Origin of the sequence: Rhodococcus sp. UYP9, from assembly GCF_040547235.1 — a bacterium.
Taxonomy (GTDB): domain Bacteria; phylum Actinomycetota; class Actinomycetes; order Mycobacteriales; family Mycobacteriaceae; genus Rhodococcoides.
In genome coordinates this window covers 754,160-771,818 of record NZ_JBEPPH010000001.1, presented here as the reverse complement: position 1 = coordinate 771,818, position 17,659 = coordinate 754,160, and the positions used below count along the sequence as shown (strand labels likewise).

At 64.4% G+C, this 17,659-nt stretch carries 14 protein-coding genes; 7 read left to right on the top strand and 7 right to left on the bottom strand.

Going from position 1 to position 17,659, the window contains the following annotated elements; translation table 11 throughout:
• The first annotated feature begins 32 nt into the window (after window positions 1-32).
• A complete protein-coding gene (locus ABIB36_RS03615; protein ID WP_179142329.1) occupies window positions 33-1,214 on the top strand; it encodes a lipopolysaccharide biosynthesis protein in 1,182 nt (393 codons plus the stop codon).
• 86 nt (window positions 1,215-1,300) lie between these two features.
• On the opposite strand, the gene pgfA is transcribed toward ABIB36_RS03615, so the two are convergent.
• Window positions 1,301-2,425 carry a cell envelope lipid trafficking protein PgfA gene (gene pgfA, locus ABIB36_RS03610; RefSeq protein WP_084347304.1) on the bottom strand — a complete coding sequence of 375 codons (1,125 nt, stop codon included), beginning with the start codon at window positions 2,423-2,425 and terminating at the stop codon, window positions 1,301-1,303.
• A 206-nt stretch (window positions 2,426-2,631) separates the two neighbouring features.
• Here pgfA and ABIB36_RS03605 point away from each other — a divergent pair, with 206 nt between their 5' ends.
• On the top strand, window positions 2,632-3,762 hold the full coding sequence (locus ABIB36_RS03605; protein ID WP_084347305.1) for an acyltransferase family protein: 1,131 nt from the start codon (window positions 2,632-2,634) through the stop codon (window positions 3,760-3,762).
• On the opposite strand, the gene ABIB36_RS03600 is transcribed toward ABIB36_RS03605, so the two are convergent.
• The 3 genes from ABIB36_RS03600 to ABIB36_RS03590 form a co-directional block, all read right to left on the bottom strand.
• Complete coding sequence (locus ABIB36_RS03600) at window positions 3,743-8,035, bottom strand: alpha-(1->3)-arabinofuranosyltransferase domain-containing protein (RefSeq protein WP_354559179.1); 4,293 nt, start codon at window positions 8,033-8,035, stop codon at window positions 3,743-3,745. The two genes, ABIB36_RS03605 and ABIB36_RS03600, sit on opposite strands and share 20 nt — an antisense overlap.
• Complete coding sequence (locus ABIB36_RS03595) at window positions 8,016-8,186, bottom strand: DUF2613 domain-containing protein (RefSeq protein WP_084347479.1); 171 nt, start codon at window positions 8,184-8,186, stop codon at window positions 8,016-8,018. The genes ABIB36_RS03600 and ABIB36_RS03595 overlap by 20 nt, the downstream gene beginning before the upstream one ends.
• A 102-nt stretch (window positions 8,187-8,288) precedes the next feature.
• Window positions 8,289-8,756, bottom strand: a complete 468-nt coding sequence (locus ABIB36_RS03590; RefSeq protein ID WP_354559304.1) for a universal stress protein — start codon at window positions 8,754-8,756, stop codon at window positions 8,289-8,291.
• 94 nt (window positions 8,757-8,850) lie between these two features.
• Between ABIB36_RS03590 and ABIB36_RS03585 the strand changes: the two genes are divergently transcribed.
• Window positions 8,851-10,020, top strand: a complete 1,170-nt coding sequence (locus tag ABIB36_RS03585; protein ID WP_354559303.1) for a glycoside hydrolase family 3 N-terminal domain-containing protein — start codon at window positions 8,851-8,853, stop codon at window positions 10,018-10,020.
• Between the two features lie 100 nt (window positions 10,021-10,120).
• Entirely contained in the window at window positions 10,121-10,726 is a 606-nt protein-coding gene (locus tag ABIB36_RS03580; RefSeq protein ID WP_084347308.1) for a TetR/AcrR family transcriptional regulator, read from the top strand.
• Window positions 10,727-10,785: 59 nt separating this feature from the next.
• On the opposite strand, the gene ABIB36_RS03575 is transcribed toward ABIB36_RS03580, so the two are convergent.
• Together ABIB36_RS03575 and ABIB36_RS03570 are read right to left on the bottom strand one after the other, a co-directional pair.
• Window positions 10,786-11,643, bottom strand: coding sequence for a MaoC/PaaZ C-terminal domain-containing protein (locus tag ABIB36_RS03575; RefSeq protein WP_354559178.1), 858 nt, complete (start codon window positions 11,641-11,643; stop codon window positions 10,786-10,788).
• Window positions 11,640-12,986 carry a 3-oxoacyl-ACP reductase gene (locus ABIB36_RS03570; RefSeq protein WP_354559177.1) on the bottom strand — a complete coding sequence of 449 codons (1,347 nt, stop codon included), beginning with the start codon at window positions 12,984-12,986 and terminating at the stop codon, window positions 11,640-11,642. The genes ABIB36_RS03575 and ABIB36_RS03570 overlap by 4 nt, the downstream gene beginning before the upstream one ends.
• A gap of 165 nt (window positions 12,987-13,151) precedes the next feature.
• Between ABIB36_RS03570 and ABIB36_RS03565 the strand changes: the two genes are divergently transcribed.
• A complete protein-coding gene (locus ABIB36_RS03565) occupies window positions 13,152-14,450 on the top strand; it encodes an acetyl-CoA C-acetyltransferase (protein ID WP_084347311.1) in 1,299 nt (432 codons plus the stop codon).
• Window positions 14,451-14,545: 95 nt separating this feature from the next.
• Here ABIB36_RS03565 and ABIB36_RS03560 read toward each other — a convergent pair whose 3' ends face one another.
• Window positions 14,546-14,755, bottom strand: a complete 210-nt coding sequence (locus ABIB36_RS03560; protein WP_256895667.1) for a hypothetical protein — start codon at window positions 14,753-14,755, stop codon at window positions 14,546-14,548.
• A 32-nt stretch (window positions 14,756-14,787) separates the two neighbouring features.
• Between ABIB36_RS03560 and ABIB36_RS03555 the strand changes: the two genes are divergently transcribed.
• Together ABIB36_RS03555 and ABIB36_RS03550 are read left to right on the top strand one after the other, a co-directional pair.
• Window positions 14,788-15,201, top strand: a complete 414-nt coding sequence (locus ABIB36_RS03555) for a helix-turn-helix domain-containing protein (protein WP_354559176.1) — start codon at window positions 14,788-14,790, stop codon at window positions 15,199-15,201.
• Between the two features lie 236 nt (window positions 15,202-15,437).
• The gene (locus ABIB36_RS03550; protein WP_502944864.1) at window positions 15,438-17,654 is read left to right on the top strand and encodes a VanW family protein; all 2,217 of its coding nucleotides are present in this window, start codon (window positions 15,438-15,440) and stop codon (window positions 17,652-17,654) included.
• Window positions 17,655-17,659: the final 5 nt, after the last annotated feature.

Sequence of the window (17,659 nt, the reverse complement as noted above, 5' to 3'; positions counted from 1 at the left end):
ACGACACTCTCGGCACCCTATACCGTGTTCCCATGCCGAACCGCACTGCAAGTACGTCGGCGCTCGCCGGGATGACGCTGGTGACGGTTGGTTCGATGACCGCCAATGCTGCCTCGTACCTTCTGCATCTGCCGGCCAGCCGATTTCTCGGCGTCGAGGGGTACGGCGAGTTCGCGAGTCTGCTTGCCGCTCAACTCGTTCTCGCTGTCCCGGCGCTGGCATTGCAGTCCGTCGTCGCTCGCGAAGTAGCGCGCGGACGTGGTAGTGCCGAACTCAGAAAGCTCGGCTATCGGTGTGCCGGGGTGGTCGCGATCCTCGCGTTGGCGTTGGCCCCGGTGGTGGCCGTCGTCCTCGGTACCGGAGTGCTGGCAACAGTGTCGGCGCTCGTCGTGGCGCCGGTGCTCGTGCTGCTCGCGACGGAACAGGGTCTGCTTCAAGGGTCCGGTCAGTTCGGACGGCTCGGTGCTGTGCTTGCTGCTGCAGGGTTCGGCAAGGTGATCCCCGCCGTCGTTGTGCTCACAGCGGGCGGTGGGCCCGGAATCGTGTTGGCCGCCAGCGCCGTCGGGACGGCAGTGGTCGCTGTTGGGGCGAGGATCGCGAGTGCGACACGAGAGGGCGATGCGGTACGTCTCCCGCTGACCGTCGGCACGGTGCTGCGAGCGTCGCAGGTGCAGTTGGCGCTCATCGGCCTCTCTGCGCTCGATCTGGTGATTGCGGCCGCGCTCTTGAGTGCGGAGCAAGCTGGTTTGTATGCGCTCGGCGCAGTAGCTACCAAAGCTGCGTTCTGGCTGCCGCAGGCCGTGGGAGTGGTTCTCTATCCGCGGATGGCGAATCCAGCGGAATCTGCGAAGGCCGTTCGCTCGGCATTGGCCGTCGTGGCTGCGATAGGGGCCGTGTTGGTTCTCGGCTCTGCGCTGGCGGCACCGCTGCTGCCGTCGATCGTCGGTGAAGGTTATGCGCCTGTGCAGGGGTACCTTTGGATCTTTGCGCTGCAGGGTGCATGCCTGGCGCTGTTGCAGAGCGGACTGTTGTGGGCGATCGCCGGTGAGCGGACACAGCTCGCCGTCGTTGCGTGGATCGGCTTGGCCGTCGAAGTTCTGCTGCTGTTCTTCGTAGCCGCGACGCCGCTGCAGTTCGTCATCGTCGCGGCGTCGGTTGCTGCTGTCTGTGCCGCAGTTGTCAGCGGCTTCGCCCTGGGCACTTCACGTAATTAGCCGCTTCACGCAGCTGAGCTCTTGAAACAAAAGAGCGGAAGCGCAGCCGGGGAGGCCGTGCTTCCGCTCATCTGCGGTGAAAGCTTTTACTCTTTCGCGAGGTTGGTACGCGGGATGACCTCGGTCTGATCCGTTGTCCAGTCACGATTGTGGGGCTCGGTGGGAGCGGTGCCGCCACCGTCGGTGTGCTGCGGTCCGCCGGTGCGTGCAGGCTGACGAGGTCCACCGTTACGGAGTCCGAGAAGGATTCCGGCGATCAGTGCGATGACACCGAGGATGCCGAGAACGATCGGGACGGTGCGTCCGAACAACGACAACCTGTCCATGCCGTCCTTGGCTTGCTGGATCTGGAATTCGACGGTGTTCTCGTCGAACTCGATCGGTGCCTTCAGCACCTCGACCTCGGCGGTACCTGCAGTGCGCGAGTAGTACTGGTGAATATCCTCGCCGCCCTTGACGACGACACCGGTTTCGGGCTCGACCCACAGGGTTCGCGTGTTCTCGTACCAGCGAGTCATCGTGACCGGTGCGTCTCCACCTTCGACGCCCCAGGTGGCGGCAGGCAGGGTGACCTTGTTGGTGGGGAGGTTCACTACCGACGACAAGTCGACGGGCCCGACCTGCTGCTCGAACTTGTAGACCGTGGTGCCGTTGATCTCGGTCTCTTCGACAAAGTCGATGTCCTTCGATTCACGGGCATTGACGTCGAAGTACGGGTAGCTCTTCTGCTCGGTGTTGAACGGGAACTTGTACTGCAGACCGGTGTGCGGCACTTCCTCGGCAGGCTTGCCGGACTGCAACTGGATGGTCCCGACCGGGTTCTCGACGGGCATCGAGCTGACGCGGTCGAGCGTCACGCGGTCGACGCTGGCGGTGAGTAGGCCGCTCTCGCCCTGCTTGTCACCGCGCAGCAGTGTCTGTCCGGCCTGCACCGTGATCTCGTCTGCGCCCGAGGGATCTTCGACGGTGACGAAGCGCTGCGATACCAGTGGAACGTTCTCGTCGACGACGGCGCGACCCGCTGCCAGTGATGCAGAATTGAGTACGCTGCCTGTTCCGGTCGAGATCGTGGTGACCTCTAGATCTAGTGGCGTCTTTTCCAGCCGTGACACCGTGTACGTCGGAATCATTATGGCCGCTACCAACAGGAAAGCGCCCAAACCGATGAGTACAAGGGCAACGATCCGGCTCGGCCCTGAGCGCTCCGCCATGTGAGAATCTCCTTAGTCGTTTTCTCGGCGTGCCATTTTCCACCCCCGACAGATCGAGGTGCGTAAATCCCCCCGACCTGGAGTGTCCGATTGGACCGCCACGTCGGTGGTGAGAGTAACAGTGATGCGACATTGAGGGCGCGGGCACGCCCGATGACGGGCGACTTTCGCGCTCGCGTCAACTGGAATGATTCACTGGTCCGATCATGAGCACAACGACCGACACCCTCTCGCGAGCCGTCGTGCCGCTGCGCGGGTTCATCCCCTCGCTCGAGGGAATGCGCGCGTTTGCGGCCATCGGCATCATCGTCACGCACGTGGCGTTCCAGACCGGTGCTGCGAGTTCACCCGTCATGGGGCGTATCTGGGGCCGGTTCGACCTCACGGTCGCCATATTCTTCGCCCTGTCAGGATTCCTGCTGTGGCGTCCACATGCCGCGCAGGCACGTGGGATCGGTCGTGCACAGTCTGCGGGCCGGTATTTCCACTCTCGTGTCCTTCGTATCGTGCCCGCATACTGGGTAGTGGTGGTGCTCGTGCTGCTCTTTCTCCCCGGTGCAGGCGGTGACTACCGCGTCTGGTTGGCCAACTTGTCGCTGACTCAGGTATTCGTGCCCCTCACGTTGACCGAGGGCATGACGCAGATGTGGAGTCTGTCCGTGGAAGTGGCGTTCTATCTGCTGCTACCGCTTGCTGCCTTCGCGATGGTGAAACTCAGGGGTTCGGCGGCACGTCTTCGCATTCCGGTGCTCGCCGTGGTCTCGGCGATCAGTCTGAGTTGGGCTTTCCTGCCGGTCGTGTCAGCCCCGAACACCCATCACGACAACTGGCTCCCCGGTTACATCCCGTGGTTCGCCGCGGGCATGGTGCTCGCCGAGATTTCCGTCGGACCCATCACCTGGGTACACCGATTGTGCTCGCACCGGCGCATCGTCGGTGCCATTGCTTTGCTCGCCTTCGCATTGTCCGCGACGCCGCTCGCTGGACCCCAGGGGCTCGTACGGCCCGAGCCGTGGCAGTACGAAGTGAAGATCGTGCTGGGCGCGGTACTCGCCTTCGCGCTGTTGGCCCCACTCGTGCTCGCCGACGACCATCGGCATCACCGAGTTCTGGAGCATCCGGTGATGCTGGCGTTGGGCCGATGGTCCTACGGCATCTTCATCTGGCATCTGGCGGTGCTCGCCATGGTGTTCCCGGTCTTCGGTGTCGCACCGTTCCAGGGCCATTTCTGGCTCGTCCTCTGCGTGACGGTGGCATTGTCGATTCCCGTCGCTGCAGCGAGTTATGCGCTGGTGGAGGATCCGATGCGGAGGCGGTTCAGTCGTTCTCGGCCGTGACGGCCACGGCGAGCGCCAGTACCGCAACGAGGGCGGCGAACTGAACGAGGTAGGCGTGCCCGATATAGCCCTCCGGTGATCGCCACGGCCCGCGTGAGAGCAGTGCCATGGCTGTCAAGGTACCGATGCCCGCGGTGGACACCAGTACCCGAGCTGCGACGGTGGTGCCGTACCGCCGTTGGAGCACAACGGTGCCGATCCCGAGGACGACGGCCACGACGGCTCCGGTGATGCCGGCGATGACGATTGCGGCGGCGATGAGTGCGATGGCGCCGACGATCGACCGGTTCCAGGGCCGTGGCGGCACACTCGTGCGGGGTGCACTGGCGCGGAGGGCGAGCAATGCCAACGGGATCAGCAGGAGTAGTCCGCCGAAGATGCCGAGTCGGTACCACGTGTTGCTCGGATAGTCGAGTACGACGGTCCCGTCGACACCTGCCGGGATCACCCATCCTTGCTGCCAACCGTTCACGGTGATCGGTTTCAACGTCGTGCCGTCGGGAGATGTTGCGTGCCAACCGGAATTGTTGCTCTCCGGTACGACGAGAAGTTGATCGGTGTCGCGGCCCGATACCTCGATCTCGCGACGGTCCGACGTCCAGGCGGTCGTGTCGGCGCTGACGGGTGCAGAACTCGTCGCGCTCGTGGCGGGAACGGGCATGGTGCGCAATCGCATTCCGTCGACGAAGAATGCGGCACCCGGATCCACGACGACATCCTGCTCGCCCGCCGGGAGGGCAATCGGATTGAGGGCATCGGTCTCCACCGGGAATATCCCCTCGCACAGCGTCGCCTTCAGCGGTTCGCCCGATCGGAATGTGTCGACGGTTGCGGTCACCGATGCACGCACGGTCTGTCCGGCGATCGAGATGATCGGGCCACGGTCGCAACCGACAGTGACTATCCGGTTCGCGTCGAGTGCGCCGCCCAGAACCGCGCCGGCGGACAGTACTTTCACCTCGGCCAGACCGGGAGGCGCCGGCAGTACGAAGCCGAGAGAGTTCTTGTCCAGCACATCATCCCAGTCGACGATCGAGATGACGATCCTGTCGGTCACCCGCGGGCTCAGCTCGATCGTGGTGGAGCCGTCGATGTCACGGACCATCGGTCCATCACCCAAATTGACCGCGACCCTCGTCGGGTGCGCAGGTAGGTCCCCCAGGCTGGGGGACAGGGTGAGGCCGTCGACGAGTGTGGGTTCGGGAAGATTCACCGTCAGAGTGGGCTGCGTACCCGCTCGCTTCTCGATGCTCTTGGTCGGCGCGGTCCACGAGGTCCTGTCGTCACCGTCGGTGACGGCGAATGCCGAGCCGTGCAGGTCGCCGACGTCCGAGGTGGCGGTGGCCACTGGGCGACCGGGCTGCGAGAGAAGAGATTCGAGTTCGGGGCTCTGCCTCGTTCGTAGCGTCAGCTCGGGCAGTACCGCAGTGCCCATAGGTACGGACAGGGTGCGGGAGAAGCGTCCGAGCTCCTCGGGAGGGAGGGACAATCCGCTGCTGCAGCGGATTCGATCCGTGGTGTCGATGCACCCGGTACGGCCGGGGAACTCCTGGCTCAGTTCCCAGCCCCGCACGTCGGCGTCAGCAGTGACGGGTGGAAGTACCGCGCGGTGCACGATCGATACCTGCTGTGGCGCAGCGCGATTGGAGTAGTCATCGACGGAGAGTTCGCTGATCCCGAACTGGCTTCCGCTGGTACCGTCCACCGTCGACTTGGCCGTGATGCGCACCCACGGCGTCGAACCACCGGGAAGTGACACCGTCAGCGGCTCTCCTGGCTTGTCGATTCGAGCCGCGGTACTGCCGTTGGGGGTGGTGATCTCGAGCCACTTGACCGGATCCCCGATCGTCCCCGGACTGGTGCGCAGATGTAGCAGTCCCTGGTTGACCGGAGTGTCGAAGTCGAGTTGAAGCCATTGTCCCAGTGCGTTTTCGATGCCGTTGGATACCCAGCTCGTCGCCAGATCGCCGTCGACGACTGCCGCGACGCCGCTCCCTGGGGCCGTTCCGCCGATCTGCGTCGAATCCGAAGCCGAACTCGATGCGGTGATACGAGCGCCCTCCCATTCGCCGTCGACCGTAGCGGCGCCGTCCACCGGATAGTCGGGCACGGCATTGAGTGATCTTCGTGGTTCTTCGCGCGAACGCAGCGCGGAGCTGTGATAGTCGACCTGACCGTAGTCGGTCTCCCTGTTCATCGGCGTATCGGTGACGGTGACCTTGTCCACCGGTATCCCGGCCGCCGCGGCGTCGGAGGCCAGGACGATAGGTCCCGCGGGTACCGGGTCCGACACACCGTTTCGGCGCTGCTCGTTCAGGCGCGCCACCGACTCCGGTCCGCCCTGCACGAAAGGGACGCGATCCAAGTCGACCGTGTACGGGCCGGATGCCGGTATGGCGGTTGGGTTTTCGACCTCGTAAATCTCGACGGCAGGGTACGGCGGTCGCAGATCACCGTCGATGGTTATGCCGTCCACGGTGCCCGGGGCGATGTCCTCACCGAACCGGGCGACACGCGTCAGGCCCGGTGAGCCGTCGAGAGCGCTGTGGACCTGCACCGGTCGCGTGGAGCGGGAGTTCTCAGGATCGAGATCGTTACGCACCACCACGTAGCTGATCCCCTGGCCCAGAAGGGTATCGGCAAGCCCGGCGGATGGACGGCCGTCCGCGATGAGACGCTGCACGGAATCGAGTGCGCGGATAGCTCCGGGTGGAGTCAGCGGGACGGCGTCGCGCGCCGCCCATGGCGTCGTGGCGAGGGCTTGGAGTGGTTCGTCGCGAGTCAGGCCCCACGTCTGGAGGGCGAACGGTGCACCGGGGACGACGAGGGCGCGCTGAGCGTCCGAACCGTCGGGGGAGGAGCCTGACGCGTGGTCGGTGAGCCAGTCGGCCGTGTCGTGCCAGTAGTCGGGGATGGCTTCGTAGGCGCCGCGGGGCGCGAGTTTGCCGGTCCAGGCGAGTGAGGTGGAGAAGGTCAGGGCGACCAGAACCAGCCCGGCGACGGCGACCATCTTGTCGCGTTCGGGATGGGCTATTGCCTGGCGCCATCGGGCAGCAGGTACCGAGCCGGGGAGGGGCACCCTGGAGAGGAGATGCGCGAGCCCGAGCACCAACGGTATTCGGATGAGGGGCTCGAGCTTGTGCACGTTGCGCAGTGGGGCGCCCGCGGTGTCGAGGAACAGGCGCACGGTATCGGCGAAGGGGGAACTCAGATCGCCGACGTAGCCGGCTGTGAGCCCTACTATGCCGACCAGCAGTACCACCGTCAGGCGCCCGCGAGCGGGCATCGTGCGCATCGCGAGGCCAGCCACTCCGGCGGCAGCGATGACGCCGGTGGCGATGACGGCTGCCGGTTGGGTTACCAGGATGGCGCCCGCCACGCGCTCGGGGGAGACGAACGGAGTCCAACTGCTGGTACCGCGGAGGATCTCGGCGAGCGAGGCCCACTGCGTCGTGGTTCCGGAGGATTCGATGTAGTCGAGGAAAGGTGGGCTCACGCGCCCGAGAAGGAGTAGCGGAACGATCCACCACAGGGTGGCGAGGACGCCGAAGCCCACCCACCAGGCGGCGAACGCGGCCCACGCCCGGTTCGGCCGGTGGCACAGCAACCAGATCACCGCGACGAGGCAGGCGGCGGCCGTCGCGACGGCGTTGACGGCGCCCATCAATGCGACGGCGCACGCGGATTGTGCCGCAAGGGTTCGGGGCCCGCCCCACCGGCTGCTCGATTGTGTTGCGTCGGAGCCGCTTCCGCTGAAAGCGCGAACCACCGGAATCAATACCCACGGTGCCAACATCATCGGCATCGTCTCGGACGAGATGGATGCGAGAGTGGTGATGACGCGGGGTGACAGAGCGAATGCGAATGCGGCGATGAGCCGTGAGCTACGGGAGCCGATGCCCAGCGCTTCGGCCAACCGAATGATTCCCCAGAATCCGGCGATCAACAGCAGCGCCCACCAGATGCGCTGGGTTATCCACGGCGGAATCGCGAGAATGTCACCGAGCGCAAAAAACGCGCCATGTGGGAAGAAGTATCCGTAGGCCTGGTTTTGCACCTGACCGAGAGGCGCCTGGCTCGTCCACTGGTGTGAGGCGCGCGCAAGAAATCCCAGCGGATTCTGGGAGAGATCATACTTCGTATCCGCGACCGTGTAGCCGGGGATCTGCAGGAACGAAACGAGAAACGCTAGAGCGGAGACCCCGAGCAGCCACTTACGTCCGAGGCGCTCGGACGAGATCGTTCCAGCAGTGTCAGCGGCTGCCGTACTCAACCTGATTGAGCAACGACGAGTCGGCGTTGCCGGTGCGGTCGATCTCGGGACGAGTGTTGTCCGATGCTGCCGCAGTCACCCCGAACACGACGCCGGCGCCCAATACCGCGCCGACTACTGCAGCAACAATTCCCGGGACAGCAAACTTCATCTCGGTCTCCACTTTCGTCGGCAGGCATCAATGACGGCGACTTTCCCCCGTGCGCCGCTAAAGGTATCACCCGGTGGGCACGATGCTGTGACGCACTCGTCCTTACTTGCCGGGCGGAACTATCAGTACCGGCCGATGGCTGTGGCGCAGCACATGATCTGCCACCGAACTCTGGAGCAGCGAACGAAGGCCCGTGATGCCACGGGTTCCGGTGACGATGATGTCCACGTCGAGATCGTCGGCTTTCTCCACGATGGCGCTCCAAATGGCCGTCGTGCATTCGGCGCAGTGCCCCTCCACTTCGAGCCCGGTTTCACCGGCGAGTCGAACACCCTCTTCGTTGATGGCCTTCGCGTCGGTCAGTGCCACGTCCTCGGTTTCGTCGTCGGCTACCCATTCGGGTTGCATGACGCCGGAAAGTCCGGACATGCGTGCTGCTTGGCGAACCATCGGCTCCCACGCGGTGACGACGATGGCACGCTTCGTCGTCAGAAATCGGCCGGCGTACTCGATGGCTCGTTTGGCGTTGTCCGAGCCGTCGTAGGCGATGAGTATCAGATCTGCAGGCATCGGTCTCCTCCTGGTGAGCTTGTGGTCGAAGGCTATCGCGTCGAGGTCGCCGATCGCGGCGCTACGGCCACCTCGGCTACCGTTGAGAACCATGATGAAGTTCCGCTCGCCCGTGCCCATCGCTGTGTTGGTGCTGGGGATCGGTTTCACCGCCGGTTGCGGAACCGCAGCGGAACCGGAGCCCGTAGCTGCACCGGCCGTCACGTCGGCCGCGACGTCGTCGGAGGCCACGACGGAAGCTACGACGCCCCCGCCGCCGCTTGATCCTTGCGCGGCGTTCGTCGGCTCCTTGACCGAGCGGCAGCGTCTCGCGCAACTACTGACGGTCGGCGTCACCGGTACCGACGACGCGGTGAACATCGTGGCGACGGAACAGGTCGGCGGCATCTTCATCGGTAGCTGGACGGATTCGCAGACGCTGGCGAACCGCGAGGTGCCCCGGATCGCTGCGGCCGCTGCCGTGCCGCCGATGGTGACCATCGACGAAGAGGGCGGTCGAGTGTCACGGGTGGAGGATCTGCTGGGAAGCGATCCTTCCGCACGCGAGACCGCCCGGACGATGTCGGTGGACGAGACCTATGGCATGGCGCTCGAACGGGGGCGCGGCTTGAAGGACCTCGGGGTCACTGTCGACTACGCACCGGTGGTCGATGTCAGTAGTCAGCCGGATGACTCGGTGATCGGGGATCGGTCGTATTCTTCCGATCCGAACGAGGTGATCGCGTATGCGGGCGCCTACGCTCAGGGCCTCCGCGATGCTGGAATCATGCCTGTACTCAAGCACTTCCCCGGGCATGGGTCCGGCTCCGGCGATTCGCATACCGGTGAGGTGACGACACCTCCGCTCGATCAGCTTCGGCAGTCCGATCTCGTTCCGTACACCGCCCTCTCGCAGACCGGCGTCGGCATCATGGTCGGACATCTCGATGTACCGGGACTGACCGATCCTGGTGTGCCTGCAAGTATCAGCCCGGCAGCGATGGCACTGCTGCGCGACGGTGTCGGTTACGGCGCGAGCCCGTTCACCGGGCCGATTTTCACCGACGATCTTTCCGGCATGGCTGCGATCACCGACCGGCTCGGTATCGTGGCGGCCGTCGAAGCGGCACTGGTCGCGGGCGCAGACGTCGCGCTGTGGCTGACCACCGACGACGTGCCTCAGGTTCTGGACAATCTGGAGAACGCGGTTGCCACGGGACGATTGCCTGCACCGCAGGTCGACGCATCTGCAGCCACAGTCGCACGGTTCAAGGGCGCCTGCTAGCTTCACGACAGAAGCGACGCAGCCATTCTTACTGTGGAGTAAGATCAGTGGTTCTACCTTTGTTTGTTCGACCCTGCTTCGACCTTGGTTTGGAGGACACATGGCTGGCGGCACCAAGCGATTGCCCCGCGCCGTCCGTGAGCAACAGATGCTCGACGCGGCAGTGGATGTGTTCTCCGACAACGGTTTCCATGAAACTTCGATGGACGCGATTGCGAAGAGGGCGTCGATTTCGAAGCCCATGCTCTACCTCTACTACGGCTCCAAAGATGAGCTGTTCGCCGCGTGTATCCATCGCGAAGGCGTCAAATTCGTCGAGGCGATGACTCCGGCCGCAGATCCGACACTGACCCCTCGTGAGCAACTGCGTCGCGCCTTGCTCGGGTTTCTCGGTTTCGTCGGCGATCACCGGAAGTCTTGGATGGTGCTCTACCGGCAGGCGATCGGTCAGACTGCCTTTGCTTCGCAGGTACAGACCAGCCGAGATCGGCTGATCGAGTTGACGGCGGGTCTGCTGGAGATGAGTACGAAGGATCCGGACGAGGGCCAGAACTACACGCTGATGGCCGTGGCGTTGGTGGGCGCGGGTGAGGCAGTGGCCGATCGTGTCGCCGGCGGTGAGATCGAGGTCGACGCGGCTGCCGATCTGCTCGAGAATCTGGCGTGGCGAGGTCTGGCAGGTAAGAAGTCCGCAACCAACGCATAAGACTTGTGCTCGTGCACGAAACAGCCCCTACGCTTCGGCTCACGTAGGGGCTGTTTCGGTTACCGCAGCGTCGCGGTGAGGTGAGGGTACCCCTTCTTGGGGTTCAGTAGCGAGAGATCCCAACCGGTGCCGACGGATTCGGCATACAGGTTCACGGTCGCAGGCAGCACGATCGGCTTGCCGAACCGCACGCTGTAGGTGACCTTCTCGGGAATTCGGCCCTCGATGATCTGCAATGCTGCAGCTGCGCTCCACATTCCATGCGCGATGGTCTTCGGAAATCCGAATGCCTTTGCGCCGAGCGTGGATACGTGAATCGGATTGCGATCACCCGATGTCGACGCATACCTGCTGATCGTCTTCTGATCGACTCGAAGGGTGCGCGTCGGGGGTGGTGGTACCTCGTCGGCAGGCGGGGCTTCGCGGAGTTCGCCGGACAGGGAAGTCTTCTGCAGGCTCAGGAAGCTCGAGGTCTGCCTCCAGACGAGTTCGCGACCGACGCTTACTTCGCTGACCAGGTCGACCAGCAGACCCTTGCGGTGCTCGCGCAGGTTCTCCGCGTGCACTCGAACGTCCAGAGGCTCCGAGACGGAGATCGGCCGAAACGCCTCGATGACGTTCTCCGCATGCACCGAACCGATGGCCGCGAACGGAAAGCCTTTGGACACCATCAGTTTCATGACCGTCGGGAAGACGAGCGTGAACGGATACGTGATGGGCAGGATGTCACCGAAGCGTAATCCGGTGGCCCTGCAGTAACCGGCGAGATTGTCGGAATCGACGCGCAGGCCGCGGAGCTCGAACTCGGTGGACGGCACCGAAGACGACTTCGACCCGAGGAACGGCAACGCGCCACGTGCGGCCGCGGTGTAGATTTCCGAAATCTTGGGCTGCTCCGAGAGCTTGACGACGCTCATGCGCCGAGGAGACTCTGACCGCAGACGCGGACAATCTGTCCGGTGACGGCGTTCGACGCGGGAGAAGCGAAGTACGACACCAGTTCTGCGACGTCGACGGTCTGGCCGCCCTGCAGCAGCGAGCTCATGCGTCGCCCGGCCTCGCGGGTGGCGAAGGGGATGGCGGCGGTCATCGCGGTTTCGATGAATCCGGGTGCGACGGCGTTGATGGTGATCGACTTGGCGGCGAGCACGGGGGCCGACGCCTGTACGAGGCCGATGACGCCCGCCTTGGATGTGCCGTAGTTGGTCTGGCCGCGGTTGCCGGCGATGCCGGCGATGGAGGACACGTCGATAACGCGTCCGCCTTCCTTGAGTGCGCCGACCTTCACCAGGTGATCGGTGATGCGCTGTGGTGCAGCCAGATTCACGCCGATGACAGAGTTCCAGCGACTCTCGTCCATGTTGGCGAGCGTCTTGTCGCGGGTGATGCCGGCGTTGTGGACGATGATGTCGGCACCGCCGTGACGCTCGAGGAGGTGCTTGGCGAGCACCTCGGCGGCGTCGGGTGCAGTGACATCGAGTGCCAGCGAGGTGCCGCCGACCTTGTTGGCGGTCTCGGACAGCGCCTCACCGGCGGCGGGGATGTCTGCTGCGATGACGTGTGCGCCGTCGCGCGCCAGCACCTCGGCGATGGTGGCACCGATACCGCGTGCCGCGCCGGTGACTACTGCGACCTTTCCGGCCAGCGGCTTGTCCCAGGACGCGGGTGCGGTGGAATCGGCGTCGCCGACGACGATGACCTGGCCGTCGACGAAGGCCGACTTGGCGGACAGCAGGAAGCGCAGGGTGGATTCGAGTCCGGAAAGCCCGGTCGATGCGTCGGGGGAGATGTAGACCAGCTGAGCCGTCGCGCCGCGTTTGACCTCTTTGCCGACGCTGCGGGTGAAACCTTCGAGGGCGCGCTGGGCGATGTGCTCGTCGACGTTTGCCGTCTTCTCCGGTGTCGTACCGATGACGACGACGCGTGCGGAGGGCGCGAGGTTGCGGATGACGGGCTGGAAGAACTGGAAGAGCTGCTCGAGGTCGGCGACGTTGCCGATGCCGGTGGCGTCGAAGACCAGTGCGCCGTACTTGGCGTCGTTCGACTGTGCCTGCGGGTAGTCGGAGAGGAGTTGGCGCAGTGGCTCGACGAGTCGGCCGTTGCCGCCGATGAGGACGGGTCCGGCCAGGGGCGGTTCGCCTGCCTTGTACCGACGCAGCTTCTCGGGCTGCGGCAGGCCTGCCTGCTTGGCGATGAATGCTCCAGGCGCGGACGCCAAGAACGTTGAGTAGAGGTCTGGGGCTCCCTTGGTGGCTGCCACTTGTCCTACCTTTCACTTGGCGTCTTCGCAGTCCCGCGTGCACGCTCGATGCCGGGCGCACACACGGGCGCGAAGCGCACGACCGGGTGTCGACAACCAACTTACTCGCCAGTAAGATGAAACTCCACCAAGGCCTTTTTCTTACCGGATGCTGGGAGACCACAAGTGACAAGCAGGCAACTACGACCGGTCGCAATCGTCGGTGGCAACCGCATTCCGTTCGCTCGCTCGGACAAGAAGTATGCGCGCGCGTCCAACCAGGACATGCTCACCGCAACTATCGACGGCCTGGTCAGCAGGTTCAATCTGCAAGGAGAGCGTCTCGGCCTCGTCGCTGCGGGCGCGGTACTCAAGCACAGCCGGGATTTCAATCTCACCCGCGAAACCGTTCTTGGTAGCGCGCTCAGTCCGTATACCCCCGCCTACGACCTGCAGCAGGCATGCGGGACGGGTCTGCAGACCATCGTGGCCGTCGGTGATGCCATCGCGGCCGGGCGCATCGATTCCGGTATCGGCGGCGGCGTCGACACCACCTCCGATGCACCCATCGCAGTCGGCGACGACCTGCGCGAGTTCCTGCTCTCGCTCAACCGCGCGAAGTCGGCCACCGATCGACTCAAGCTGCTCGGCAACGTTCGACCCTCCATGCTGGGGATCGAGATCCCTCGCAACGGCGAACCGCGTACCGGCATGTCCATGGGTGACCATGCGGCGATCACGGCGAAGGAATTCGGTATCCGCCGCGAGGACCAGGACGAACTGGCTGCCGCGAGCCATCAGAACATGGCTGCCGCCTACGACCGTGGCTTCTTCGACGACCTGGTGACGCCGTTCCTGGGCCTGACGCGCGATGACAACCTGCGGCCGGGATCGACCGTGGAGAAGCTCTCGACGCTGAAGCCGGTCTTCGGGACCAAGCTGGGCGACGCGACCATGACGGCCGGCAACTCGACGCCTCTCACCGATGGCGCTTCGGCGGCATTGCTGTCGACGGACGAGTGGGCCGCCGAACGCAACTTGCCGGTTCTCGCGCACCTGGTGGATTCGGAAACTGCTGCCGTCGATTACATCCACGGCAACGGTTCGTACACGGACGGCCTGCTTATGGCCCCGACGTACGCAATTCCGCGCCTACTGGCCCGTAACGGGCTTACACTTCAAGACTTCGATTACTACGAGATTCACGAGGCGTTCGCATCCGTCGTGCTCGCGACGCTGCAGGCGTTCGAGAGCGAGGAGTATTGCAAGGAGCGTCTCGGCTTGGACGGTGCGCTCGGTTCCATCGACCGCAGCAAGCTCAACGTCAACGGTTCCTCGCTCGCGGCGGGGCACCCGTTCGCTGCTACCGGTGGTCGTATCGTCGCCTCGCTGGCCAAGATGCTCGCGGAGAAGGGTTCGGGCCGTGGCCTGATCTCCATCTGTGCGGCCGGTGGTCAAGGCGTCACCGCAATCATCGAGCGCTGAACAAGCACTCGATCAACTGGGGGAGCACGATCGGCAGATCCGTCACACGAGGGGTTGACGGATCTGCCGATCGTTATAGCAAGGCCTGACAAGTGCTACTCCGGAATTCCACTTTCCGGTGGTGTGGACTCTTCGCCCTCGTACTCGACGACGGGTGAGTCACCGATGTCCGTCTGCATGACCGGCGTCAGATAGTCGGGAACACCGTTCTTTATCTGGTAGATGCTGGCACCCGAGATTCCGAGATGACTGTCCTCGGAGTAGCGGAACGGTGCGAGTTGTGGTCCCTCGAAAGTACGAAACACTCGTCCAGGCGTATCGACGCGAAAGCGCGCGGATGCAGCAGCGCGACATCGCCAATGTGCTCGCAACACTGACTGCCGAGACCCTCGCCGATGGGGAGGGAGGGGTCGCGCTGGCTACCGATCGGCTCCCACGCGTGATCATGGCGGCCGACGACCAGTGCTCGGAGCTGCTCGTGCGTCACGCGCTCGGGTCGTTGTGGACACACCCGGAGCCGCAGCGTGACACGCTGCTCGGCACTCTCGCGCATGTTCTCGCCAGTGACGGGTCACCAACCAACGCCGCGAAGGTGCTCTTCTGTCATCGAAATACCGTGATCTACCGAAGTCGTCAGATCGAGGAGCTGACCGGTCGTGTTCTCTCCGATCCTCAGAACCGGCTGCTGTTGACGTTGGCCCTGGTGAAGACCGGGCATTGGGCGTGGGCAGTGGACCCCGGGCACAGGTGAGAACCCCGCGTTCATTCAAGTGAATGAACCGCAGGGGTTTTCGAAGCTCGGTTGTAACGCTTCACAAAGATTGCCGATACTCGTAGTGGCTCCGTACTGCTGCCCGACCCCCGACCCGGCAGCGGTGCGGAGCCTCCTACGTCTCGATCGAGGTGGCTCGACATCTCTGCGTCGATAGCGGATGCGTAAGCTCGGGCACGACAGTCGATCGAAATCGGTGGGGGTTGTGGGAGGGCTTGAACGTGAGCATCGGTGGAGACGGCACAGAACCGCACGAGCGTCAGGAGCCTCCAGTCGCTGAGGGTCCGGTCCCTGAAGGTCCAGTAGAGGACACGCAGCCCGAAGAGGTACTGCCGTACGACGCGGTCACCGAGGCCATGACCGTTGTACCTCCTGAGAGCGCCGTACCTCCCGAGCAGACTGCTACGAATCGGCCTTCGAAGGATGATGAAGAGCCTACGACGGAAGCGTATTCAGCGGTTCCTCCGAGGCCTGTGGGGCCAGTTGTCGCCCCGAGGCCGCCCGAACCGCCTATCACCTCTCCCGCCGCAAGTTCGGCAACGCCCGACCCAGCCGGCGCTGGAACGGGCGGCTCGGATCAAAAGCCTCCGTGGGTGAAGGCTGCAGTCTTGGCGGGCGCTGCGGTGGCGATCTTGGCTGTGTTCTACACCGCGGACTGGTTGTCTTCCAGTGGCGCAGTTCCGCGTGGAGTTACCGTTGCCGGAGTCGACGTCGGAAGCCTCTCGCACGACGACGCCGAGGCGAAGCTACGTTCGGAGCTCGGCGCACGCGTCGAACAGCCCGTTGCTCTCGACGCCGGAGATCTGGACCTCGAGTTCGTACCGGCCGCCGCAGGGCTCGGTGTGGATTGGAACGCGACGCTCGATCGCGCGGGGTCGCAGCCGATCAATCCGTTCACTCGGATCGCTTCGTTCTTCGGTCATCGCGAGATCGGTGTGGAGTCGACGGTCGATGCTGCCGCGCTCGATGCGACCGTGGAGTCGATTCGTGCGCAGACCGACCGCGCTCCGGTGGAAGGCGACATCGTCTTCGAGGGTGCGACTGCGGTAGGCGTGGTGCCCGCTCCTGGGCTGGCACTCGACGTTGCCGGCGCACGCGAGGCAATGCAGAAGCGTTGGGCTTTCGGGGATGTCGCAGTGCCCGTGGAGACCGCTGATGTGACGGTGCACCAGGACGAGGTCGATCGTGTGCTCACCCAGATCGCCGAGCCTGCGGTGTCCGCGCCGGTGGTGTTCACCGGCAAGAATGCTGCAGCCGCAGTGCTGGCCCCGGAGGTCGTCGGCCAGGTCGTGTCTTTCGAGCCGGGGGAGGATGGGTCACTTGCTGCGCGGTACGACAACGATGCAGCGATCCGTATTCTCGCGCCACAGTTGGCCGCTACCGAGACGGTCGCGAAGGACGCGTCGTTCGTTTTGGGCTCCGGCGCGCCGACCATCGTGCCCGGTGTCGTCGGCGACATGGTGCAGTGGCCGGTAACGCTCGAGCAGTTGCCGACCTTGTTGGCCTCCTCGGACGCCCGAACCACCGCGGCCGTGTACGCGCCCGCACCACCGGCACTGACGACCGAAGGCGCGCAGGCGCTCGGCATCAAGGAAGTTGTCGCGGAGTACACCACCGGCGGATTCGAGTACGCGTCCGGAGTCAATATCAGGCTCACCGCCGATATCGTCAACGGTGCGTTGGTGAAGCCGGGAGCTACGTTCTCGCTCAACGGGTACACCGGACCACGCGGAACGGCGCAGGGTTTCGTCGAGTCGGGGATCATCGACAACGGGAGACCGGACCGGGCAGTCGGCGGCGGCATCAGTCAGTTCGCAACGACGTTGTACAACGCGGCGTACTTCGGCGGAATGGAAGACGCCGGGCACACCGAGCACAGCTACTACATCAGTAGATATCCCGAGGCCCGCGAGGCGACGGTGTTCGAGGGTGCCATCGACCTGAAGTTCACCAACCCTGCCAAGACCGGCATCGTCATCGAGTCGTTCGGTACGGGTTCGGATGTGACGGTTCGGCTTTGGGGAACGACGACGGTGGAGGTCGGGTCCAGTACCGGGCCGCGGACCAACCCGACCTCTCCCAACACGGTCACGCTCCCTGCTGGTGAGCAGTGCGTTCCGTCCAGTGGTGGACCGGGATTCACGGCGAGCAATACCAGGGTGATCACCGATATTGCGTCGGGCAAGGAGATCTCGCGAGATACTCGCACGGTCAAGTACGACCCGATTCCGATCGTGAAATGCCAGTCACGCGAACCTGATCCGAAGCCTGCCGATGCTCCGGCACCGGCACCCGCACCGCCAGCAGCAGAGCCGGCCGCGCCTCCAGCGGCTGGACCTGCCGCCGAACCTGCCCCGGTCCCTCCTGCCGATCCTCCGGCAGCCGAGCCGGGGAATCAGCCGGCCGCTTCGCCGGAGGACAGTGACAGCTAGTCCCT